Source organism: Tardiphaga sp. 42S5 (genome assembly GCF_034044155.1).
Taxonomy (GTDB): domain Bacteria; phylum Pseudomonadota; class Alphaproteobacteria; order Rhizobiales; family Xanthobacteraceae; genus Tardiphaga; species Tardiphaga robiniae.
This window is the reverse complement of record NZ_CP139027.1, coordinates 5,430,244-5,452,083: the sequence shown is the minus strand read 5'-3', so window position 1 is coordinate 5,452,083 and position 21,840 is coordinate 5,430,244. Positions and strand designations below refer to the sequence as shown.

Annotated in this window: 19 protein-coding genes; 12 read left to right on the top strand and 7 right to left on the bottom strand. The window is 61.3% G+C overall.

Annotated elements, in window-relative coordinates:
- Window positions 1–33 precede the first annotated feature (33 nt).
- Both SFY93_RS25440 and SFY93_RS25435 read right to left on the bottom strand, forming a co-directional pair.
- Window positions 34–957: a response regulator gene (locus SFY93_RS25440; RefSeq protein WP_089265236.1), complete on the bottom strand. Its 924-nt coding sequence runs from the start codon at window positions 955–957 to the stop codon at window positions 34–36.
- Window positions 947–4,321, bottom strand: a complete 3,375-nt coding sequence (locus SFY93_RS25435; protein ID WP_320445046.1) for a hybrid sensor histidine kinase/response regulator — start codon at window positions 4,319–4,321, stop codon at window positions 947–949. Before SFY93_RS25435 ends, SFY93_RS25440 begins: the two co-directional genes overlap by 11 nt.
- A 161-nt stretch (window positions 4,322–4,482) precedes the next feature.
- Between SFY93_RS25435 and urtA the strand changes: the two genes are divergently transcribed.
- The 10 genes from urtA to SFY93_RS25385 all read left to right on the top strand — a co-directional run bounded on the left by urtA (window position 4,483) and on the right by SFY93_RS25385 (window position 15,961).
- Window positions 4,483–5,742, top strand: coding sequence for an urea ABC transporter substrate-binding protein (urtA, locus tag SFY93_RS25430; protein WP_089265234.1), 1,260 nt, complete (start codon window positions 4,483–4,485; stop codon window positions 5,740–5,742).
- 133 nt (window positions 5,743–5,875) lie between these two features.
- Entirely contained in the window at window positions 5,876–6,802 is a 927-nt protein-coding gene (gene urtB / locus SFY93_RS25425; protein ID WP_320445045.1) for an urea ABC transporter permease subunit UrtB, read from the top strand.
- A gap of 36 nt (window positions 6,803–6,838) precedes the next feature.
- The gene (gene urtC, locus SFY93_RS25420) at window positions 6,839–7,984 is read left to right on the top strand and encodes an urea ABC transporter permease subunit UrtC (RefSeq protein ID WP_320445044.1); all 1,146 of its coding nucleotides are present in this window, start codon (window positions 6,839–6,841) and stop codon (window positions 7,982–7,984) included.
- A 9-nt stretch (window positions 7,985–7,993) separates the two neighbouring features.
- Window positions 7,994–8,749, top strand: coding sequence for an urea ABC transporter ATP-binding protein UrtD (gene urtD / locus SFY93_RS25415; protein ID WP_068735525.1), 756 nt, complete (start codon window positions 7,994–7,996; stop codon window positions 8,747–8,749).
- Window positions 8,750–8,759: 10 nt separating this feature from the next.
- Window positions 8,760–9,449 carry an urea ABC transporter ATP-binding subunit UrtE gene (urtE, locus tag SFY93_RS25410; RefSeq protein WP_068735526.1) on the top strand — a complete coding sequence of 230 codons (690 nt, stop codon included), beginning with the start codon at window positions 8,760–8,762 and terminating at the stop codon, window positions 9,447–9,449.
- A gap of 49 nt (window positions 9,450–9,498) precedes the next feature.
- A complete protein-coding gene (gene fmdA, locus SFY93_RS25405; protein ID WP_093756657.1) occupies window positions 9,499–10,728 on the top strand; it encodes a formamidase in 1,230 nt (409 codons plus the stop codon).
- A 178-nt stretch (window positions 10,729–10,906) separates the two neighbouring features.
- Window positions 10,907–11,248 (top strand): FmdB family zinc ribbon protein, encoded by a 342-nt coding sequence (locus tag SFY93_RS25400; RefSeq protein ID WP_184518863.1) that lies wholly within the window; start codon window positions 10,907–10,909, stop codon window positions 11,246–11,248.
- A gap of 68 nt (window positions 11,249–11,316) precedes the next feature.
- Window positions 11,317–12,156, top strand: coding sequence for an aldo/keto reductase (locus tag SFY93_RS25395; protein WP_184518860.1), 840 nt, complete (start codon window positions 11,317–11,319; stop codon window positions 12,154–12,156).
- A 186-nt stretch (window positions 12,157–12,342) separates the two neighbouring features.
- Window positions 12,343–13,296: a DMT family transporter gene (locus SFY93_RS25390; protein WP_414716979.1), complete on the top strand. Its 954-nt coding sequence runs from the start codon at window positions 12,343–12,345 to the stop codon at window positions 13,294–13,296.
- 247 nt (window positions 13,297–13,543) lie between these two features.
- Window positions 13,544–15,961 (top strand): bifunctional diguanylate cyclase/phosphodiesterase, encoded by a 2,418-nt coding sequence (locus SFY93_RS25385; protein WP_320445043.1) that lies wholly within the window; start codon window positions 13,544–13,546, stop codon window positions 15,959–15,961.
- A 10-nt stretch (window positions 15,962–15,971) separates the two neighbouring features.
- On the opposite strand, the gene SFY93_RS25380 is transcribed toward SFY93_RS25385, so the two are convergent.
- Complete coding sequence (locus SFY93_RS25380; RefSeq protein WP_175366591.1) at window positions 15,972–16,433, bottom strand: Lrp/AsnC family transcriptional regulator; 462 nt, start codon at window positions 16,431–16,433, stop codon at window positions 15,972–15,974.
- Between the two features lie 152 nt (window positions 16,434–16,585).
- Here SFY93_RS25380 and SFY93_RS25375 point away from each other — a divergent pair, with 152 nt between their 5' ends.
- A complete protein-coding gene (locus tag SFY93_RS25375) occupies window positions 16,586–18,970 on the top strand; it encodes a thiamine pyrophosphate-binding protein (protein ID WP_320445042.1) in 2,385 nt (794 codons plus the stop codon).
- A gap of 78 nt (window positions 18,971–19,048) precedes the next feature.
- Here the strand turns inward: SFY93_RS25375 and SFY93_RS25370 are convergent, their stop codons facing one another.
- A complete protein-coding gene (locus SFY93_RS25370) occupies window positions 19,049–19,285 on the bottom strand; it encodes an Lrp/AsnC ligand binding domain-containing protein (protein ID WP_068735543.1) in 237 nt (78 codons plus the stop codon).
- 153 nt (window positions 19,286–19,438) lie between these two features.
- Between SFY93_RS25370 and thiD the strand changes: the two genes are divergently transcribed.
- The gene (thiD, locus tag SFY93_RS25365; RefSeq protein WP_320445041.1) at window positions 19,439–20,239 is read left to right on the top strand and encodes a bifunctional hydroxymethylpyrimidine kinase/phosphomethylpyrimidine kinase; all 801 of its coding nucleotides are present in this window, start codon (window positions 19,439–19,441) and stop codon (window positions 20,237–20,239) included.
- Window positions 20,240–20,352: 113 nt separating this feature from the next.
- On the opposite strand, the gene SFY93_RS25360 is transcribed toward thiD, so the two are convergent.
- The 3 genes from SFY93_RS25360 to SFY93_RS25350 all read right to left on the bottom strand — a co-directional run bounded on the left by SFY93_RS25360 (window position 20,353) and on the right by SFY93_RS25350 (window position 21,404).
- Window positions 20,353–20,772 (bottom strand): DUF6647 family protein, encoded by a 420-nt coding sequence (locus SFY93_RS25360; protein ID WP_175366588.1) that lies wholly within the window; start codon window positions 20,770–20,772, stop codon window positions 20,353–20,355.
- A gap of 67 nt (window positions 20,773–20,839) precedes the next feature.
- Window positions 20,840–20,992: a hypothetical protein gene (locus tag SFY93_RS25355; RefSeq protein WP_320445040.1), complete on the bottom strand. Its 153-nt coding sequence runs from the start codon at window positions 20,990–20,992 to the stop codon at window positions 20,840–20,842.
- 58 nt (window positions 20,993–21,050) lie between these two features.
- A complete protein-coding gene (locus SFY93_RS25350; protein WP_320445039.1) occupies window positions 21,051–21,404 on the bottom strand; it encodes a hypothetical protein in 354 nt (117 codons plus the stop codon).
- Window positions 21,405–21,840: the final 436 nt, after the last annotated feature.

Below are 21,840 nucleotides of genomic sequence, written 5' to 3'. Positions count from 1 at the left end.
AGGGAGCCGAACTATCCGAATGACGGGTTGAAGCTATTGCCGTCTGTGGCTCGCATTCACCGCAATTGCCGCAGCCGCGGTACGGTTCTCGACGCCAAGTTTGGCGTAGATCTGCTCGAGATGCTTGTCGACGGTGCGCGGTGAGAGGCCGAGTATCTGCGCGATATCGCGGTTGCTCTTGCCCTTGCTGAGCCAGGACAGCACTTCGCCCTCGCGGCCGGTGAGGCCAAGCTCCTTGCTGAATTCAGCGGGAGCGGTTGGCGCGTTTTCCTTGGCGAGCCGGAGTAGGAATTCGTCGGAGCCGACTTTCCCCATATATTGCAGACGTAGCAGCTCGTTGCTCGGAAAGCCCGATGACGGTGCCGGCTTGGCGCCCGGCCGCTGCATCTGCTCGAGCCACTGCATCATGACTGGTGGCAGCAGCAATTCATCATTGGGGGCGGCGATCAGGTGATCGCTGAGCAATTTCTGCGCCTGCGGCGTGGCCCACAGGATATTGCCCTTGTTGCTCACGGCAAGGAGGAAGCGCCCGGAGACATCGAGCGCGGTGCGCGCACTCTGCGTCAGCCGCGCATTGGCGAGATGCACGCGGATCCGCGCTAGCATTTCCTCGATGATGATCGGCTTGGTGACGTAATCGACGCCGCCCGCCTCAAGGCCGCGCACGATGTGTTCGGTCTCGGACAGCCCGGTCATGAAAATCACGGGCACGTCGCCGAGGCCCGCGTCGCGCTTTAGCCGGCGACAGGTTTCGAAGCCGTCGATCCCCGGCATGACGGCATCCAGCAGGATGATGTCCGGCGTGATCTGCTCGACAATGCGCATGGCGGCGGCGCCATCCATGGCCACCATCACGGTCATGCCGGCGCCGTCCAAGGCATCAGTTAGCAGCCGCAATGTTTCCGGCGAGTCGTCGACCACCAGCGCGACGTCGCGTTTTTTCGATTCAGTGGTCATAGGTGTATAGCGTCTTCAAAGTGGCCATGTATTGATCGAGGTCGAAGCGATCGATCAGCGAGCGCATCTGCGCGACGAAGTCGGCATGTTCGGGGTGTTCATTGCCGATTTCGTCGAGCTTCAGCTGGATGGCGCGGATGTGCCCCATCTGCCCAAGGCTAATGAGTTCCTCTACATGATGCACGGGCGGCCGGGCGCCGCTATTGGGCGTCCATTGCGGCAGCGGTGCCACTTCGTCGCGTTCGTATTGCCATTCGATCTTCAGGAGTTGTCCAATCTGTTCGAGCAGCCGCGGCAGTTCGATCGGCTTCATCAGGTAGCCGTCATGGAATGGCTGGGCGAGCGGCGTGCCATGGGCTTCCAGCGCGCTGGCCGAGACCATCAGGATACGCGCCTGATGGTGGCCCGACGACCGTAGCTTCTCGGCGACGGTCCAGCCGTCCATGCTGGCCATGGAAATATCCAGCAGGAACAGATCGGGGCGGCAATGCTGGGCGAGGCTGAGGCAGGCTTGGCCATCGGGCGCGCTCAGAAGAATGAAGCCCAGCGGCGTCAGCACCTGACGCAGCAGATCGCGCTGCGTTGGATCGTCGTCGGTGACCAGAATGGTCTTTCTGATACCGTGATAGCCATAGATCGGCGCGTCCACCGGCGCGATACGGGTGGGATTGGTCACTTCGGACAACAGCATCTTGACGCGGAACGTGCTGCCGGTGCCGACCTCGCTGCTAACGCGGATATCGCCGCCCATCACACCCGCAAGCAGTTTCGAGATCGTGAGACCCAGACCGGTGCCCGTATGCGGCTGCGCCGCGCCGAGCGCGCCACGCTCAAACGGCGCGAAGATCAGCTCGAGATCATCCGGCCGGATGCCTGGTCCGGTGTCGATGATTTCGAATTCGGCGACGGGGCTGCGGTAATGGATCACGAACTGCACGCTGCCGTGTTGGGTGAACTTGATGGCATTGGAGAGCAGGTTGATCAGAATCTGGCGCAACCGCTTCTCATCGGCATAGACGACGGTGGGCAGGATGTTCGGCCGTCGGAATACGAAGTCGATGCCCTTGGCTGCGGCCTGCAGGCGGAACATGCCGACGAGCTGATCGAGGAAGTCGGTGAGGCGCACTTCGTCACGCGACAGATAGAGGCGCCCCGCCTCGATCTTTGAAATATCCAGAATGCCGTCGATCAGGCCGGAGAGATGGTCGGCGCTGCGCTTGACCACGCGAACCTGATCGCGTGGGCGCGTCTGCAGGCTCTCGTCCTGCTCCAGGAGCTGCGCATAGCCACTGATGGCATTGAGCGGCGAGCGCAATTCATGACTGAGGCCGACCACGTAGCGGCTCTTGGCGAGGTTGGCGGATTCGGCGACTTCCTTGGCGCGCTGCAATTCGGCGTCGGTGCGCTTGTGGGCGTCGATTTCCTGCATCAGCAGGGTGGTCTGCCGCTTGGTCTCAGCTTCAGCCGCGCGGCGGCTTTGCTTGGCCAGCACGAATAGCCATGCCACCACGCCGATGATGATCGCCAGCGCGAAGAACACTTTCCACAGCACTTCCGAGACCTGCGCACTGTCTCCCGGCGATGCGGCGGAGGTCTGCAGATAGATCAGTCCCAGCGTCAGGCCGACGAGACCGGCAGCGATCATGAACACGCCAAGATAATGGCCGAGCTGCGAATTGAGCCGGGCCAGGATCGGCTCCGGCAGCAATTTGCCGAACGTCGCCGACATCTGTGCGTCGATCCGCGCATGCGGCTTGCAGAGATCGTGGCAGCGCGCATCGAGCGAGCAGCACAGTGAGCAGATCGGGCCGGCATAGGCCGGGCAGTGGGCCATGTCCTCGGGCTCGAACGAATGTTCGCAGATACAGCACTGGATCGCTGCCATGTTCTGCCAGGCGCGCTTCGGCTTGCGGGCAATGTAGTATTTCCCGCCTGTCGCGAAGGCGATGATGGGGGCGGTGGCGAGCGCGGTGATCAGCGCCACGAAAGGCGATAGCGCCTTGGCCGTGGGCCCGAACAGGCCATAGAAGGCGCTGACCGACATCACGGTTGCTGCCAGCATCGCGCCGACGCCAACCGGGTTGATGTCGTAGAGATGCGCGCGTTTGAATTCCATCTGCTGCGGGCGCAGCCCGAGCGGCTTGTTGATGACGAGATCGGCCACCAGCGCGCCGACCCATGCAATCGCAACGTTCGAATACAGCGCCAGCGTCTGCTCCAGCGCCTTGTAGACGCCGATTTCCATCAGCAGCAGCGCGACCAGCACATTGAACACCAGCCAGACCACGCGGCCGGGATGGCTGTGGGTGAGGCGCGAGAAGAAGTTCGACCAGGCGATCGAGCCCGCATAGGCGTTGGTGACGTTGATCTTGAGCTGCGACAGGATCACGAAGGTTCCTGTCAAGGCGAGCGCCAGATCAGGCTGCGACAGCACATAGCGAAACGCTTCGAGATACATATGCGCGGGCTCGGCGGCGTGCTCGGCCGAAACGCCGTGGGTCAGTGCGAAATAGGCGAGGAACGAACCGGCCAGCAGCTTGATTGCGCCGACAATGATCCAGCCCGGGCCCGCGCACAGCAGCGCCACCCACCAGCTCGCACGCGAGCTGCGGCGATCGCGCGGCAGGAAGCGCAGGAAGTCGACCTGTTCGCCGATCTGCGCGACCAGCGAGAATACGACCGAAGCGGCCGTGCCAAACAGGAGGAGATCGAGATGACCGGCGGCGCTGCCGTGGTCGCCCGGAAATTTGGTCCAGGCCACGAAGGAGTCGCGGCTGGCATAGGCGATGGCTGCGAAAGGCAGCAGGTTGAGCACCAGCCAGATCGGCTGGGTCCAGAGCTGGAAGCGGCTGATCAGTGTGATGCCATGGGTCACCAGCGGGATGATGACCACAGCCGATATCAGGTAGCCGATGGGGCGCGGAATATCGAAACACATCTCCAGTGCCGAGGCGAGGATGACCGCCTCGATGGCGAAGAAGATGAAGGTGAAAGACGCATAAATCAGCGAGGTAACAGTCGAGCCGATATAACCGAAACCGGCACCGCGGGTGAGGAGATCGATATCAATGCCGCATTTTGCGGCATAATACGCGATCGGCAATCCGCAGCAGAAGATGATGACGCTGACCACCAGGATCGCTGCCGTGGCGTTGGTCATGCCGTAATTGATGGTGATGGTGCCGCCGATGGCCTCGAGGGCGAGAAACGAAATGGCGCCTAATGCCGTGTTGGCGACCCGCGCGGCGGACCAGCGCCTGGCGCTCTTCGCCGTAAAGCGGAGTGCGTAATCCTCGAGGGTCTGGTTGGCGACCCATTGATTGTACTGGCGTCTCACGCGGTCGATACGCTGCCGCCCTGCCACTACTCCGCTCCTGACCCTGTCAAACTACGCATGTTTGCGTGATGCAAAAACCTACGTCGGCATTTTGCGGTGCAGTATACGCGATCTCGCGTATCCGTGCACCGCACAAGTTCAGCAATGCTTGCCTCACCAATAGGCGTACTCGAACCAGTGGGGTTGAAATGTCAGACGAGAAGAAACCGGGCTTGCACTCGCCATTGCGGCGTAAACTGCTGATGGGCATGGCGGCTTTGCCGGCAATGTCGCTGCTTCCGCGCACATCTTTTGCGCAGGCGCCGGCCACCTCGGCCATTAATACCACCGGCCTTGCGGTTACCGATACGGAAGTCACCGTCGGCATCTTGCACTCGGTCACCGGTACGATGGCGATCTCGGAAACCGGCTCGGTGCAGGCTGAAAAGCTCGCCATCGACCAGATCAACGCCATGGGCGGCGTGCTCGGCCGCAAGATCAAGTTCATCCAGGAAGACGGTGCCTCGGACTGGCCGACCTTCGCTGAAAAGGCCAAGAAGCTGCTGGTCAATGACAAGGTCGCCGCCATCATGGGCTGCTGGACCTCGGCCTCCCGCAAGGCGGTGCTGCCGGTCATGGAACAGTACAATGGCATGCTCTACTACCCGACCTTTTATGAAGGTCTCGAGCAGTCCAAGAACGTGATCTATACCGGTCAGGAAGCCACCCAGCAGATCCTCGCCGGCCTCGACTGGGTCTCCAAGACCAAGAACGGCAAGAGCTTCTATCTGATCGGCTCGGACTATATCTGGCCGCGCACGTCGATGAAGATCGCCCGCAAGCACATCGAGGGCAAGCTCGGCGGCAAGGTGTCGGGCGAAGAATACTTCCCGCTCGGCCACACCCAGTTCAACTCGGTGATCAACAAGATCAAGCTGACCAAGCCGGACGTGATCTATGCCGCGGTCGTCGGCGGCTCCAACGTCGCCTTCTACAAGCAGCTCAAGGCGGCCGGCATCGACCTGTCGAAGCAGACCATGCTGACCATCTCGGTCACCGAGGACGAGATCGACGGCATCGGCGGCGAGAACATCGCGGGCGCCTATGCCTGTATGAAGTACTTCCAGTCGCTCGATAATCCGAACAACAAGGAATTCGTCGCCGCCTTCAAGAAGATGTGGGGCGAGAAGACCGTGATCGGCGACGTGACGCAGGCCGCCTATCTCGGCCCGTGGCTCTGGAAAATGACGGTCGAGAAGGCCGGCAGCTTCGATATCGACAAGATCGCACCTGCGTCTGCCGGTATCGAATTCACCAAGGCGCCGGAAGGCTACGTCAAGGTCCATCCGAACCACCATTTGTGGTCCAAGGCCCGCGTCGGCCAGGCCCAGCTCGATGGCCAGTTCAAGGTCGTCTACGAGACGCCCGAACTGATCGAGCCGGATCCGTTCCCGAAGGGCTACCAGTAAGCCTTCCTCCTCAAGCGCGGAGCGTGCCTCCGCGCAGCTTCTCCCTGGTGCGGACGACCTATCCGCGCACGACAACCCCGCGTCGCGTCTCATCGCGCGGCGCGGGACCCTTTCCCTGACGGAGGACGGATCGATGTTCGGCGACTATTCGATTGGCGACCTTGGCGCTATCTTTGCAATGCAGGGCTTTGCCGGCCTGATCCTGTTCTCGGTCTATGTGCTGATGGCACTCGGCCTCGCAATCATCTTCGGGCAGATGGGCGTCATCAACATGGCGCATGGCGAATTCATGATCCTCGGCGCCTACGTTACCTGGCTGACGTCGAGCTTCTTCCAGTCGCACCTGCCGTTACTGTTCTCCGGCTATTTCTTCGTCGCCATGGTCCTGGCCTTCATCGCCTCAGGTGCGCTGGGGATGCTGGTCGAATGGGGGCTGATACGGCATCTCTACAAGCGTCCGCTCGATACGCTGCTGGCGACATGGGGCCTCAGCCTGATCCTGCAGCAGGCCTATCGTTCGGTGTTCGGTGCGCGCGAAGTCGGTGTCGAACTGCCGCAATGGATGATGGGCTCCAAGCAGGTCACCGATACGATCGAAGTGCCGATCAACGGCATCTTCGTGATGGTGCTGACGCTGGGGATCACCATGGTCGTGGCCTACATCATGTACAAGTCGCGTTGGGGTCGTCAGGTTCGCGCCGTGGTGCAGAACCGCGTGATGGCCGGCGCCGTCGGCATCAATACCGAGAAGGTCGACCGCTACACCTTCGGCCTCGGCTGCGGCATCGCGGGGATCGCGGGCTCCGCCTTCACCATGATCGGTTCGACCGGCCCGACCTCCGGCCAGCTCTACATCGTCGACACGTTCCTCGTCGTGGTATTCGGCGGCGCGGCCAGCCTGTTCGGCACCATTGCCTCGGCCTTCACCATCTCCCAGGCGCAGTCGACCATGGAGTTCTTCATGTCCGGCTCGATGGCCAAAGTGCTGACGCTGCTCACCATCGTCGCGATCCTGATGATCCGGCCGCAGGGCCTGTTCGCCCTCAAGGTCCGCAAGTAAGCGCGTGCAGTACAGACAGAGCAGGGCAATCATCACATGATCAATTCACGCTTCTTCAACCGCTCGGAGCTTCTCGGTTTCCTGTCGCTGCTGCTGCTGCTCGCGGTGATCCTGCCGCTGTTTCTCGATGTGTTTCGTCTCAACCTCGTCGCCAAATATCTGACCTATGCCTTCGTCGCCTTGGGCCTTGTGATGTGCTGGGGTTATGGCGGCATCCTAAGCCTCGGGCAGGGCGTGTTCTTCGGCCTTGGCGGCTACTGCATGGCGATGTTCCTGAAGCTGGAAGCCTCCAGCGTCGCCAATACTAAGATCCAGTCGACCCCCGGCATTCCGGATTTCATGGACTGGAACCAGATCACGGCGCTGCCGATGTTCTGGAAGCCGTTTCACTCGCTGACGCTGACCATCATCGCCATTCTCGTGGTGCCCACGCTGCTGGCCTTCATCATTGGCGCGGCGATGTTCAAGCGGCGTGTCGGCGGCGTCTATTTCGCCATCATCACCCAGGCCATCGCGGCGATTGCAACGATCTTGATCATCGGCCAGCAGGGTTACACTGGCGGCATCAATGGCATGACCGACCTGCGCACGTTGAACGGCTGGGACATCCGCACCGATCACGCCAAGGTCATCCTCTACTTCTTCGAAGTTTTCGTGCTGTTCGCCTGCATCATCACCGCTCAGTTCATCCGGCTGACCAAGCTCGGTCGCATCCTGGTGGCGATGCGCGAACAGGAGGACCGCGTCCGTTTCTCCGGTTACAGCGTCGCCAACTTCAAGATCTTCGCCTTCTGTGCCGCGGCAATGTTTGCGGCGATCGGTGGTGCCATGTTCACGCTGCAGATCGGCTTCATGTCGCCGTCCTTCGTCGGCATCGTGCCGTCGATCGAAATGGTGATCTACACGGCCGTGGGCGGCCGCATGTCCATCTTCGGCGCGGTCTACGGCACGCTGCTGGTGAACTACGCCAAGACGATGCTGTCGGAATCCTTCCCGGAACTCTGGCTGTTCGGTCTCGGCGGTCTGTTCATTGCCGTGGTGCTGTTCTTCCCGAACGGCCTGTCCGGCATCTGGCGCGATCACGTGTCGCGCCACATCGACCGCTTGATCGCCATGCGCTCGTCGAAATCCAAGAAGGCCTGGGCCATCAAATCCGCCGCCGACGGCGCGCCGGCCGAGTAAGGGGACATCATGCTCATCGGACATCAGCCCAAGGAATTTTTGCTCGCGGTCGAAGGGCTCACCGTTTCCTTCGACGGCTTCAAGGCGGTCAACGATCTCTCCTTCTACGTCGAGGAGAACGAGATCCGCGTCATTATCGGCCCCAACGGCGCGGGCAAGACCACGGTGCTCGATCTGATCTGCGGCAAGACCAAAGCCACGTCGGGCTCGGTCCAGTTTCGCGGCACCGAACTCACCAAATTGAAAGAGAACCAGATCGTGCAGGCCGGCGTCGGCCGCAAATTCCAGACGCCGTCGGTTTATGACGATCTCACTGTTTTCGAGAACCTGGAGATTTCCTATCCGCGTGGTCGCTCGGTGTTCGGCTCGCTGATGTTCAAGCGGGACGCCGCAGTGCGCGAGCGCGTCGAGGAAGTTGCCGAGATGATCTTCCTCAAGGATCGTCTCAACATGTATGCCGATGTGCTCTCGCATGGCCAGAAGCAGTGGCTCGAGATCGGCATGCTACTGATCCAGGATCCTGACCTGCTGATGCTCGACGAGCCCGTCGCCGGCATGAGCGTGAGCGAGCGCGTCAAGACGGCGGAGCTGCTCAATACGATCATCAAGAACCGATCGGTGCTGGTGATCGAGCACGACATGAAATTCGTCGAGGACATCGCCCACAAGGTGACCGTGCTGCATCAGGGACAGATCCTGTCCGAAGGCACCATGGAGAAGGTTCAGAACGATCCCAAGGTCATCGAAGTCTATCTGGGTCATTGAGGAGATCATCATGCTCGCGATCAACGATCTCCACGTCGCTTACGGCCAGAGCGAAGTCCTGCATGGCCTGAATGTCTCGGTGCAACCCAACGAAATCGTGGCCATCATGGGCCGCAACGGCATGGGCAAGACCACGCTGATGAAATCCCTCATGGGAATCGTGCCGACCAAGTCGGGCTCGGTGACCATGGAAGGCAAGGAGCTCGGTGCGCTGAAGAGCTATGAGCGCGTCGCGCGCGGCCTCGCCTACGTGCCGCAGGGCCGCATGATCTTCTCGCACATGACGGTGAAGGAGAATATCGAGACCGGCCTTGTCGCCTCCGGCGAGAAGGAAGTGCCCGGCGATCTCTATGAGCTGTTCCCGGTGCTGCTGGAAATGAAGGGGCGCCGCGGCGGCAATCTCTCCGGGGGCCAACAGCAGCAGCTCGCCATCGCCCGCGCACTCGCCACCAAGCCGAAGGTGCTGCTGCTCGATGAGCCGACCGAAGGTATCCAGCCGTCGATCATCAAGGACATGGCGCGGACCCTGAAGCACATCCGCGACACCAAGGGTCTGTCGATCATCGTCTCCGAACAGGTGCTGAGCTTCGCGCTCGATGTTGCCGACCGCGTGCTGGTGATCGAGAACGGCGAGATTGTTCGTGACGAAGCCCGCGAGGGCATCGATGCGGCACAGATCGCGAAGTACCTGTCCGTCTGACCAGTCTTACGTCCAACCACCAAGACCAGTAACCGAAGGGGAGCATTGAATGCCAGATACACTGATCAAGGTCGACCTTACGCAATCGGCCTACGACAACGACATGATTCACAACCGCTGGCATTCGGACATTCCCATGGTGGCATGGGTCAATCCCGGCGATGACTTCATCGTCGAGACCTATGACTGGACCGGTGGCTTTATCAAGAACAACGATAGCGCCGATGACGTGCGCGACATTGATTTGTCGATCGTGCACTTCCTGTCCGGCCCGATCGGTGTCAAGGGCGCGGAGCCCGGCGATCTCCTCGTCGTCGACCTGCTCGATGTCGGCCCGATGAAGGATAGTCTCTGGGGCTTCAACGGCTTCTTCTCCAAGCAGAATGGCGGCGGCTTTCTCACCGATCACTTCCCGGAAGCGCAGAAGTCGATCTGGGACTTCAAGGGCATGTACACCTCGTCGCGTCACATCCCGGGCGTGAACTTCGCCGGCCTGATCCATCCCGGCCTGATCGGCTGTCTGCCCGACCCGAAACTGCTCGCCACCTGGAACGAGCGCGAGACCGCGCTGATCGCGACGAACCCGACCCGCGTGCCCGGCCTTGCCAATCCGCCGTTCGGCCCGACTGCCCATATGGGCCGGCTGAAGGGCGAGGCGAAGGAGAAGGCTGCGGCCGAAGGCGCGCGCACCGTGCCGCCGCGCGAGCATGGCGGCAATTGCGACATCAAGGATCTGTCGCGTGGCTCCAAGGTCTATTTCCCGGTCTATGTGCCCGGCGGCGGTCTCTCCATGGGCGACCTGCACTTCTCGCAGGGTGACGGTGAAATCACCTTCTGCGGCGCCATCGAAATGGCCGGCTGGCTGCATATCAAGGTCGATGTCATCAAGGACGGCGTGTCGAAATACGGTATCAAGAACCCCGTGTTCAAGCCGTCACCGATGACGCCGAACTACAACGACTTCCTGATCTTCGAAGGCATCTCTGTCGATGAGCAGGGCAAGCAGCATTATCTCGACGTGCATATCGCCTATCGTCAGGCCTGTCTGAATGCCATCGAATATCTGAAGAAGTTCGGCTATTCCGGCGCGCAGGCCTATTCGATCCTCGGCACCGCGCCGGTGCAGGGCCACATCTCCGGCGTCGTCGACGTGCCCAATGCCTGCGCCACACTGTGGCTGCCGACGCAGATCTTCGACTTCGACATCAATCCGTCGTCGGCGGGCCCGATCAAGCACATCAAGGGCGACATCCAGATGCCGCTCTCGCCGGACAAGTAACGCGGTCAATTCGGCTGCGGGGTTGGCGTCACGACCCCGCGGCCACTTTTTCTTTCGTCATTGCGAGCGGAGCGAAGCAATCCAGTTCTTCCTTCGTTTGTGGTTTTCTGGATTGCCGCGTCGCTTCGCTCCTCGCAATGACGTGGAGAGGCCAGCGGTTCAACGACGGATATCCGCCATGCCGGTCTATGAATATCTTTGCGACGATTGCGGTCCGTTCACCGACATGCGGCCGATGGCCGAATGCGATGACCCGCAGAACTGTCCGCATTGCGCGACGCAGGCGCCACGCGTAATCCTGACCGCACCGGCGTTCTTCTGCATGCCCTCCGACAAGCGCAAGGCGCACGCCACCAACGAGCGCAGCCGCAATGCGCCGAAGACATCGGCGGAATACAAGGCCGCGCATGGGGCCGGTTGCGGCTGCTGTTCCGGCAAGAAGCCGTCGCGACTGGTGAAGCAGACCCGCTCGGGCGCCAAGAGCTTCCCGACGGCGCGGCCGTGGATGATCAGCCACTGACTCCTCTGAATTGATGCGCTAAAGTCCACTCCCGTGTGCCTCATTGCCGCGGGAGGCGGAGGCGCACCATGCGACACAATCCATTCGGCCAAACCAAGCGCGACGTCTCAGTCATCGGGCAGGGCACCTGGTATATCGACCACAGTGACCGCGCTGCGGCGGTCAGGGCGCTGCAGGCCGGCCTCGATGCCGGCATGAGCCATATCGACACGGCCGAAATGTATGGTGACGCGGAACTCGTGATTGCAGAGGCCATCGCTCGCCGTCGCGACGAGGTGTTCCTGGTCTCCAAGGTGCTGCCGAGCAACGCGTCGCGGAAGGGCACCATTGCCGCCTGCGAGCGCTCGCTGAAGCGGCTGGGTACCGACCGGCTCGATTGCTACCTGCTGCACTGGCGCGGTCAGGTTCCGCTTGCCGAGACCGTCGCTGCCTTCGGAGAGTTGAAGGCCGCCGGCAAGATTGCCTCCTGGGGGGTCAGCAATTTCGATGTCGACGATCTCAACGAACTGTCGAAACTCGCAGGCAAGGGCGCCATCGCCTGCAATCAGGTGCTCTATCATTTGCAGGAGCGCGCCATCGAACACCGCGTGATCCCGTGGTGCGAGAGCCATGGCGTCGCTGTCGTGGCCTATTCGCCGTTCGGTCATAATGATTTCCCGTCGACGCGCTCGCCGGGCGGCAAAATCCTGCAGCAGATCGCCGATGCCCATCTGGCCACGCCGCGGCAGGTGGCGCTGGCCTTCCTGATCCGTCAGCCAACGGTCTTCGCAATTCCGAAGGCGTCTTCGGCCGCCCATGCGGCGGACAACGCGGCGGCGAGTGCATTGACGCTCAGCGCGGCCGAACTGGCTGATATTGGAAAGGTATTCCCGCTCGGCCGGGAACCTTCCAGTCTGCCGATGCTGTAGGGTATGCGGTAAAATCGATGCTGCGCTGCACGCAGGCGGGCTGATGTTAGCCTGCATAGGCTTTTTTGCCTGCCTGCATATCCGTGTCCTGATATCGGCAGTTGTCCCGGCCTCGTGATCGTCGTTTTGTGAACCCTATTCGATTCGGCTCGCATGCACCGACGAGCCCGCATATGGTCCCCGCTCGTGACAAGCCATGTTCCGCCGCCGAAGACTGCTGCCCCTGTATCGGCGCATCGCCATACCGACCGGCCGCTGCGCGGCATTCTGATGATCATTTGCTCGACGGCGTTTCTCGCGTCATCGGACGCGATGGCGAAGTATCTGTCGCGCACGGGCATGCCATCGGTGGAGATCGCCTGGATCCGCTTTCTGGTGTTCGTCGTGATCCTGCTGCCGATCGTGTTGGCGCCGGCCTCGGGCAATCCGATGCGCTCGACGCGGCCGCTGCTGCAGGTATTTCGCGGGCTGGGCCTGTTGTGTTCGTCGATCTTCTTCATCATGGCGCTCGGTTATCTGCCGATCGCGGAAGCGACTGCGACCGGCTTCATCTCGCCGCTATTCGTCACCGGGCTATCGGTTCTCTTCCTCGGCGAAAAGGTCGGTCTGCGCCGCTGGACCGCCACCATCGCAGGGCTTCTGGGCGTATTGATCATCGTGCGGCCGGGTACCGCGGCGTTTCAGCCCGGTACGATCTTTCCGATCATTTCGGCGCTGGGCTGGGCGACCGCATTGGTGCTGACGCGCAAAATCAGCGGGGCCGACCGCGCCATCACCACGATGGCGTTCTCGGCGATCACCGGCTTTCTCGTGCTCAGTGTCATCGTGCCGTTCTACTGGATCGTGCCGAGCTGGACGCAGATCGCGCTCGGTGTTGGTATTGGCGTTGCCGCTACTGTCGGCCACTGGATTGTCGTATTGGCCTTCCGCTATGCGGATGCATCGGTACTGGCGCCGTTCTCCTATGTGCAGCTGGTGTGGGTGACGCTGATCGGCTTCTTCCTGTTTAGCGAAGTGCCCGATGCTGTCACTTTCGCCGGTGCTGCAATCATCATCGCCAGCGGTGTCTACACCGCACATCGCGAACGCGTGCGCCGCGCGCAGGTCACCGCGCCGGCGGAACCTTATCCGAGCGCGTAATGATGAGCTGTTGATCGAGACAGGTCGTCCCCATAGCTCGATTTCCCCTGAGCCATGGCGCTTGCGGTGGGTACATCCGAATGTGTTGCATATTTTTCCGCAAACATGGACGATGATACCCGGCATATTTCGGGCTTTATCGCGGCTTAAGAATAACAGCTCTTCTGTGCAATTTTTCCGTGAGTTTTAAACATTCCGAACGTTGCACGCGCTATGCTTCGATATCTCGTCATATGTTGGTATCTTTATGCTACGAGTCTGGAATTGCATCGAGTTGCAGCATGACTGGCGGCAGATTCTGCTGGCGGCAGCGGTGTGTTTTCTCTCCAGCCTTGCTGCCGTCAACCTGTTCACGCGTGCGCGCACCGCATTGCCCGACACGCGCCTTGCGTGGTTGATTACCGCAGGCGCGGTCACCGGCTTCGGCACATGGGCGACGCATTTCATCGCGATGCTCGCATACACGCCTGGTTTCGAACTCCACTACGACCTCATCATCACCGCCTGTTCGCTCGTCGCCTCTGCAGTGATGACCACGGCCGGCTTCGCCATCGCGCTGTTCAATCGTACCAAACGGAACGCGCTGGCCGGCGGCGCGGTGATCGGCCTCGGCATCGCCTGCATGCACTATATGGGCATGGCGTCGCTGCGCATCCCCGCCATCATCCAGTGGATGCCGGACCTCGTGACGGCGTCGGTCGTTGGCGGCATGGTGATTGCCGCCTTGGCGATCCTCGTCGCCCAGACCGCCGACCGGCCCGGCAAGCTGCTCGTTGCCGCACTGCTTCTGACGCTCGCGATCTGCGTACATCACTTCGTTGCCATGGGGGCGATCGATCTGACCTACAATGCCGCAGCTGCTGAGAACCAAAGTCTGCTGTCGCCGATCGAACTGTCGCTGGCCATTGCGGCCTTTACCGCCGCCGTGGTGATCGCGGGCCTCGTCGTTGCCGTAACAGATCAGCGCACCCGCCGCAGCATGAGCAAGCGCAATCTGCAGCTCGATGCGGCGCTCAACAATATGGAGCAGGGCCTATGCATGTATAGCGCTGATGGCCTGCTCGAATTGTGGAACGAAAGCTACATGCGCATGTACAATATCCCGCCGGCGAAAATGTTCGCCGGCGCGACCGAGGATCAGGTGCTGGCAATTCGCGCGGCGGCTGGCACGCTGTTCGTCGATATGGATAGTTATGAGATGAAGATGCGGACGGCGCTCGCGGATCGCGTGCCGAGCAGCCAGACCGCCGAGCTGCCGGATGGACGCGCCATCAATGTGCGCTACCGGCCGATGAAGAATGGCGGCTGGGTCGCGACCCACGCCGACATCACCGACCGCAAACTTAGCGAAGCGCGGATCGTGCATCTCGCGCGGCACGATCCGATCACCGATCTGCCCAATCGTGTTGCCTTCAACGAACATCTGGCCCGCGTCTTCAAAGAGGCCTCGGCGGGACACGGCTCGTTTGCGATCGCGCGGATCGACATCGATCGCTTCAGAGAGACAAATGATGTATACGGCCAGGCCACCGGAGACGCCGTACTGGCCGAGCTGGCGAAGCGGCTGGCGCAAGCCTGCAACGGTGCATTTCTGGCACGGCCGAGTGGCGATATCTTCTCGATCGTGTCTCATCTCGGCGCGGAGCCGCAAACAGCGGAAGATCTCTGTGCGCGGTTGTCGGACATTCTCGATAATACGTTTCAGATCGACGGCCAGCACGTCAATGTTCGCTGTAGTATCGGCATCTCGGTCTATCCGCAGGACGGCCGGGATATCGAAGCTCTCATTGCGCATGCGGATCTGGCGCTCGATCGGGCCAAGGCCGAGGAACGCGGCACCATCCGCTTCTTCGAGGCTGCGATGGATCAGCACATCCGCGAGAAACGACTGCTGCAACGTGATCTCGTGGTGGCGGTCGAGAACAAGCAATTTCAACTCTATTTTCAGCCGCAGGCGACCACCGAGGGCGCTGTCGTCGCCTTCGAGGTTCTGCTGCGCTGGCGGCATCCCGAGCGCGGCATCATCTCGCCGACGGTGTTCATTCCGCTGGCGGAGGAGAGCGGTCTGATAGGCGCCATCGACGAGTGGGTGGTGCGCGAGGCCTGTCGCGAGGCGGCGACCTGGGTCAATCCGCTGTCGATCGCCATCAACCTGTCGCCGGTCAATTTTCAGCGCGGCGATGTACCCGGGACGCTCGCCGCCGTTCTGGCGGAAACCGGTCTCTGCCCAAAGCGTGTCGAGATCGAGATCACCGAAGGCGTGCTGATCGACGACTTTGCTGGTGCCATCGCGATCCTGCACGCCGTCAAGGAACTGGGCGTTCGCGTCGCCATGGATGATTTCGGTACGGGTTATTCGAGCTTGAGCTATTTGCAGGCTTTCCCCTTCGACAAGATCAAGATCGACCAGACCTTCGTGGCCAAGCTTGAGGACAATCCGCAGTCCGCGGCTATTGTTCACGCTATCATCGGGCTCGGCCGCTCGTTGAAGCTCCCGGTGATCGCCGAGGGCGTCGAGACCGTCGCCCAAATGTCGTTTCTTGCCGCCGAGGGCTGTGCGGAGATCCAAGGCTTCCTGATCGGCCGCCCGCAGCCGATTGCGCATTATCAAAGCGTCGTCAGCGCCCCGGGTGGCACCGCCGCCGCGGTGAAGCGAGCCAGCTAGCTCTGGGCCCTCACACCGGCAGTGCGATCGAATACTTCACCTGGCTGAGGGCGAAGCTGGATTCGATCGAGGCGATGCCGTCGAGCCGGGTCAGCTTGTTCTTCAGGAATGCCTCATAGGATGATAGATCCGCCGCGACGACGCGTAAGAGATAGTCGCGGTTGCCGGTCATCAGGTAGCATTCCAGCACTTCCTCCCATTTCGAGATCGCCTTGGCAAAACGATTGAGGTCTTCCTCCTTCTGCCTGACAAGCTTGATGGAGATGAAGACACTTACTGGGAGCCCGATCGATTTTTGATCGACCAGCGCCATGTAGCGGGTGATGACGCCGCGCTCTTCCAGCAATTTCACCCTGCGATGGCACGGCGAGATCGAGAGCCCGACCTTCTCGGCGAGCTCCTGCATGGTGATGCGGCTGTCGATCTGCAGCGCGGCGAGAATCTTGCGGTCGATTGCGTCGAGGGCTGACATTGGGAAAATTCCATGAAATTGGAGCCAGAACAATTCGTTTATCCCAATATGGCCGTGGTTGTCGCGATGAATTGAGAAAATCCCGCAAGGGCGCCTGCTAGAATGGCGACCTCATCACGAACCAGCGCAGCTGGCCGACGCGGGAGCCCACCATGCCGATCGATCATCATCGCCTGCAGACCCTGACCGCCTTGGCGCGCAAGGTGCTCTGGCTCTCGTCATGGACGATCCACAACGCCAACCACATCCGTCCCAATACCGACGGCCTCAAGGTCGGCGGCCATCAGGCCTCGTCGGCGTCGCTGGCGACGATCATGTCGGCGCTGTATTTCGCCGTGCTGAAGCCGGAAGACCGCGTTGCGGTGAAGCCGCATGCGAGCCCGGTGTTCCACGCCATTCAGTATCTGTTCGGCAACCAGACGCGCGAGAAGCTCGAGAACTTCCGCGGCTTCAAGGGCGCGCAAAGCTATCCGTCGCGCACCAAGGATATCGACGATGTCGATTTCTCCACCGGCTCGGTCGGCCTCGGCGTCGCGCAGACGCTGTTCTCATCGCTGGTGCAGGACTACGTCTCGGCTCACGGCTGGATGAAGGACCGCCGCGAAGGCCGCATGATCGCGCTGGTCGGCGATGCCGAGATGGACGAGGGCAATATCTTCGAAGCTTTGCTTGAAGGCTGGAAGCACGGGCTGCGCAACACCTGGTGGATCGTCGACTACAACCGCCAGAGCCTCGACGCCGTGGTGCGCGAGGGTCTGTGGGAGAAGTTCGAATCCATGTTCAGCAACTTTGGCTGGGACGTGGTGATCGTGAAGTATGGCCGGCTGATGCAGACGGCTTTTGCCGAGCCCGGCGGCGCCGCGCTGAAGACCTGGATCGACAACTGTCCGAACCAGATCTATTCGGCTTTGTGTTTCCAGGGTGGCGCAGCGTTCCGCAAGCGGCTCAACGACGAGATCGGCGATCAGGGTCCGGTGTCGCGCCTGATCGAGGCGCGCAGCGACGAGGAACTGCTGGCACTGATGTCCAATTTGGGCGGCCACGACATGGCCAGCATGGTCGAGGCTTTCGAAGCCATCGATCACGATCGTCCGGTCTGCTTCATCGCCTATACGATCAAGGGCGTCGGTCTGCCGTTCCAGGGCCACAAGGACAACCATGCCGGCCTGATGACGCCGACGCAAATGGAGACCTGGCGCGCGGCGCAGAACATTCGGCCCGGCCATGAGTGGGACAGATATGAAGGCCTGACGCAGGAGGCTTTGATGCTCGATGCGTTCCTCAAGGATGTGCCCTTCGTGCAGCAGGGCACGCGGCGCCTGGGCGCTGATGTGATCGAGGTTCCCGGGCATCTGTCGTTCAAGCCGTCGCCGGAAATGTCGACGCAGCAGGGCTTTGGCCTGGTGCTCCATGAGCTGGCGCGGGGCGATACCGAACTGGCGTCCCGCATCGTCACCGCGTCGCCCGATGTCACCGTGTCCACTAATCTCGGCGCCTGGGTCAATCGCCGCGGGCTGTTCGCGCGCGCCGAGAAGGCCGATCACTTCCGCAGCGAGAAGATCCCCTCCACCTTCAACTGGGACTTTTCGCCGAAGGGCCAGCATCTCGAACTCGGCATCGCCGAGGCGAACCTGTTCATCCTGATGTCGGCCTTGGGCCTGTCGAGCAGCATCAACGGCGTCCGCCTGCTGCCGGTCGCGACGCTGTACGATCCCTTCATCGAGCGTGGTCTCGATCAGCTCAACTATGCCTGCTATCAGGATGCCCGTTTCATGGTGGCGGCGACGCCGTCGGGCATCACGCTTGCGCCGGAAGGCGGTGCTCATCAGTCGATCGCGACGCCGCTGATTGGCATGGCGCAAGACGGGCTCGCATCGTTCGAGCCGGCTTTCGTCGATGAGCTCGCCGTCATCATGGGTTGGGGCTTCCAGCACATGCAGCGCGACGCAGGCACTGATGACAGCGGCCAGCGTGCCGGCGGCTCGGTCTATCTGCGGCTCTCCACGCGCACCATCGAGCAGCCGCAGCGCATGATGACGCCGGAGCTGCAGCAGGGCATCACCGATGGCGCCTATTGGCTGCGCAAGCCCGGCGCCAATTGCGATCTGGTAATCGCCTATACCGGCACGCTGGCGCCGGAGGCGATCGAGGCAACGGGATTGCTCGGCGACAGCCATCGCGACATCGGCCTGCTGGCGATCACGTCAGCCGACCGTCTCCATGCCGGCTGGACATCGGCGCGAAAGATCCGCCGCGACAGTCGCAACCCGCAGCATCTGAGTCACATCGAGAAGCTGCTGCAGCCGCTGCCGCGCGATTGCGACATCGTCACCGTGCTCGATGGCCATCCGGCGACTTTGGGCTGGATCGGCAGCGTGTGCGGTCATCGCATGGAGGCGCTGGGTGTCGAGCAATTCGGCCAGACCGGCACGATCGGCGATCTCTATCGCCACCACGGCATCGACGCGAATGCGATCGTCGACGCGGCGGAGAAGCTCAGCGGCGTTCCGGTGCTGCATCGGAAGATGGCGGTGTGAATGCTGGAGAGGCGACGGCCTCTCAGATGTCATCCCCGCCTTCGCGGGGACGACTCGAGAGTTTGGGGCAGTCTTGCCTCAAAACGCCTTGAACGTGATGATCGTGTGCGTGTCCTGGATGCCCGGGATGGTCTGCACCTTCTCGTTCACGAAATGGCCGATGTCGGTGGCGTTATCGACATAGAACTTCACCAGCAGGTCGTAGTGGCCGGCGGTGGAATAGATCTCCGAGGCGATTTCGGCTTCGGCCAGCGCGTTGGCGACGGCGTAGGACTGGCCAAGCTTGCACTTGAACTGGACAAAGAAGGGGACCATCGGGATTCTCCGGAAACGGGCGATTTTAGAGATCATCAAGCCCAAAACAGGGTGCGGCGCAAGCCGCCAGCATGTCGCCGCCTTGCTGGTTCACGACTGGCGGGGTAGGACTGGTATGGCTGCTTATCCCTTGATCTCGTGCGAGTTTTTCCGATGCCCACACCCGTTGCGCTGACCATTGCCGGTTCGGATTCCTCGGGCGGCGCCGGCATCCAGGCCGACCTCAAGACCTTCGCGGCGCTGGGCGTCTATGGCGCGTCGGTGATCGCAGCGCTGACCGCGCAGAACACCAAGGGCGTCACCGGCATCCATCAGGTGCCTGCGGAGTTCGTGAGCGAGCAGATCAATGCCGTGTTCGTCGATCTCACGGTCGGCGCGGTGAAGATCGGCATGGTCGCGCAGCGCGATGTGATCGAGGCTATCGCCGCCGGCCTCGCGACATGGCAGCCGAAACATGTGGTGCTCGATCCCGTGATGGTCGCAACATCAGGCGATCGCCTGCTGGCGCCGGAGGCCATCGAAGCACTGCGCAGCACGTTGATACCATTGGCCCAGATCATCACGCCAAATCTGCCGGAGGCAGCCGCGCTGCTTGATGAACCAATGGCGGAGGGCGATGCGGCCATCGAGGCGCAGGGCAAGCGTCTGCTCGCGCTCGGCTGCAAGGCCGTGCTGATCAAGGGCGGCCACGGGACCGGCCCGGAGAGCACCGACTATTTTATCACCGCCGATCGCGCCATCGCATTGCCGGCAGAGCGCGTGTCCACGAAGAATACGCACGGTACCGGCTGCACGCTGTCATCAGCGATCGCGGCGGGCCTCGCCAAGGGGCAGGACATGGAAGCCGCGGTGCGTGCGGCGAAAGCCTATGTCACGGCTGCGATCGCTGCGGCGGATCGTTTTACGGTCGGTCACGGCCACGGCCCGGTGCATCACTTCCACGCATTCTATTAGGCGTATCAAGGTTGGCTCAAACCAACCTCGGCGCGCTCCAATCGCCTGAGTATCGGTCCGCGCACGAGCCCGTTGCATCTCGTGGTATATGACGAAGGAATGTCGCGTGCCGCTTACGAACCGTCGCGGCAGACGCTCACCATGTAGATGGTGAGCTCATTCGTGCCGATGAGGCTGTAGGGATCCTCGACCCCCTGTTCGCGGAGCCATGTCATCTGAAGATCATAGGCCTGGCGTTCGTGGGCTGCCACACACGGAGCTTCGACGTTGTTGGCCCGTTGCACGTGATGCACGAGTTCGTGCAGGAGCGCGCTCTTCTGCCGCAAATTGACCGGTTGCCATTCGTGGGGCAGGTAGATCGCGCCTTGTTCGCGGCTGTAGAGCGCTTGAAATTCGAGCCCGCTATTTTCCGGCGCACCGCTTAGCACAGCCATTTCTGCTGACGTCGCGAAATGGATTGGCGGGTGAGCCGGAGGGGCGAAGCCGGTTTGGGCGATGATCCATGCGATATAGGTGGCGATCAGAGCGTTCACGTAGTGACCTCATGCGGATATGACCTGCGGGGAATTGGACGCTTCAGTTGCATAATCGTGACGAGGATCAGAAAAGACCCGAGCTCAAATCCAGGCCGTAAGTGAGCGAGAGCACGAACACCAGAATTCCGGCTCCGCAGAAAAACAGAAAATGCTTGAGCACATCGAATCCAGTGATCGAACGAATCGCGCGGGACATCGCGCTCGCGATTGCAGTCATGTCAGCCTCACGATCGTTGGCGCCGATTGATGATTGATGCCGTCTTCGCCTGCCGCAGTCAGTCGCCCCAGGCTGCTATATTCACAGGGCGACTGTGCTCGGGCGCTGCCCGTGCCAGCAGGACGCCGCCAATCACGTGCACAATGCCGAAGCCGATAAGGATCAGGATGATCAGGTGTGTTTCGCTCAGTCGCCTCACGTTTCTTTTCCTTTCACTGTTCTGTATCTGACGAACGCGCGTGTCCGGCGATGGAATGGGCTTGCCAGGATTGGTTTCGACGCGGTCGGAGATGAGATGCTGGTAGCGATGAATGATGTTGATTGCCTGCCGGCGACGGGATTCATGAAGTGCGCTGACGATCATCGAGGCCCCCACAGGTGCTGGAGATGGCGCCGGAAAGTCGATCTTCATCGCTCTTTTTCCTGAACTTCGCGGGATGACGTAGGTGAACTTGCCGACCGCTCAGTCGCCTCCGAAAAGGAGGGGAGAGACGGGAGGCGTGGCGTGCGAAGCTGCCCTGGCTTTCGGAGCAGCGAGGGAAGTCAGCGCCACATCAACTCCGGCGAGGGTCACGGTCAGGGTAGCGACGACCGCAATGATGTGACGCGTGCGCATGACGGCTTCTCGGGTGAAGTTGCTCTGCGCCGAATGCCGCTCGCATCTCGTCGCATTTTGATTTGAACCCGCCGCCGTCTCACCAAGCGTTAGTCGGCCGTCATCGCCGCGTTAATATTGCTCGCAAAGTTGCCAATCCGCGTAGAATGTATATTCAGAGGGGGTGTGCCTGTTCAAAATTTGGAAGTAATTGGCATTGTGCCCAAAATTTAATCTTTCGCTTTTGGGACGC

Coding starts and splice junctions, on each gene's coding strand:
- SFY93_RS25440 (WP_089265236.1), bottom strand. CDS start 957: ATGACCACTGAATCGAAAAAACGCGACGTCGCGCTGGTGGTCGACGAC.
- SFY93_RS25395 (WP_184518860.1), top strand. CDS start 11,317: ATGCGACACAATCCATTCGGCCAAACCAAGCGCGACGTCTCAGTCATC.
- thiD (WP_320445041.1), top strand. CDS start 19,439: ATGCCCACACCCGTTGCGCTGACCATTGCCGGTTCGGATTCCTCGGGC.
- SFY93_RS25350 (WP_320445039.1), bottom strand. CDS start 21,404: ATGAAGATCGACTTTCCGGCGCCATCTCCAGCACCTGTGGGGGCCTCG.
- SFY93_RS25370 (WP_068735543.1), bottom strand. CDS start 19,285: ATGGTCCCCTTCTTTGTCCAGTTCAAGTGCAAGCTTGGCCAGTCCTAC.
- urtA (WP_089265234.1), top strand. CDS start 4,483: ATGTCAGACGAGAAGAAACCGGGCTTGCACTCGCCATTGCGGCGTAAA.
- urtB (WP_320445045.1), top strand. CDS start 5,876: ATGTTCGGCGACTATTCGATTGGCGACCTTGGCGCTATCTTTGCAATG.
- SFY93_RS25400 (WP_184518863.1), top strand. CDS start 10,907: ATGCCGGTCTATGAATATCTTTGCGACGATTGCGGTCCGTTCACCGAC.
- SFY93_RS25375 (WP_320445042.1), top strand. CDS start 16,586: ATGCCGATCGATCATCATCGCCTGCAGACCCTGACCGCCTTGGCGCGC.
- fmdA (WP_093756657.1), top strand. CDS start 9,499: ATGCCAGATACACTGATCAAGGTCGACCTTACGCAATCGGCCTACGAC.
- urtE (WP_068735526.1), top strand. CDS start 8,760: ATGCTCGCGATCAACGATCTCCACGTCGCTTACGGCCAGAGCGAAGTC.
- SFY93_RS25380 (WP_175366591.1), bottom strand. CDS start 16,433: ATGTCAGCCCTCGACGCAATCGACCGCAAGATTCTCGCCGCGCTGCAG.
- urtC (WP_320445044.1), top strand. CDS start 6,839: ATGATCAATTCACGCTTCTTCAACCGCTCGGAGCTTCTCGGTTTCCTG.
- urtD (WP_068735525.1), top strand. CDS start 7,994: ATGCTCATCGGACATCAGCCCAAGGAATTTTTGCTCGCGGTCGAAGGG.
- SFY93_RS25385 (WP_320445043.1), top strand. CDS start 13,544: ATGCTACGAGTCTGGAATTGCATCGAGTTGCAGCATGACTGGCGGCAG.
- SFY93_RS25355 (WP_320445040.1), bottom strand. CDS start 20,992: ATGACTGCAATCGCGAGCGCGATGTCCCGCGCGATTCGTTCGATCACT.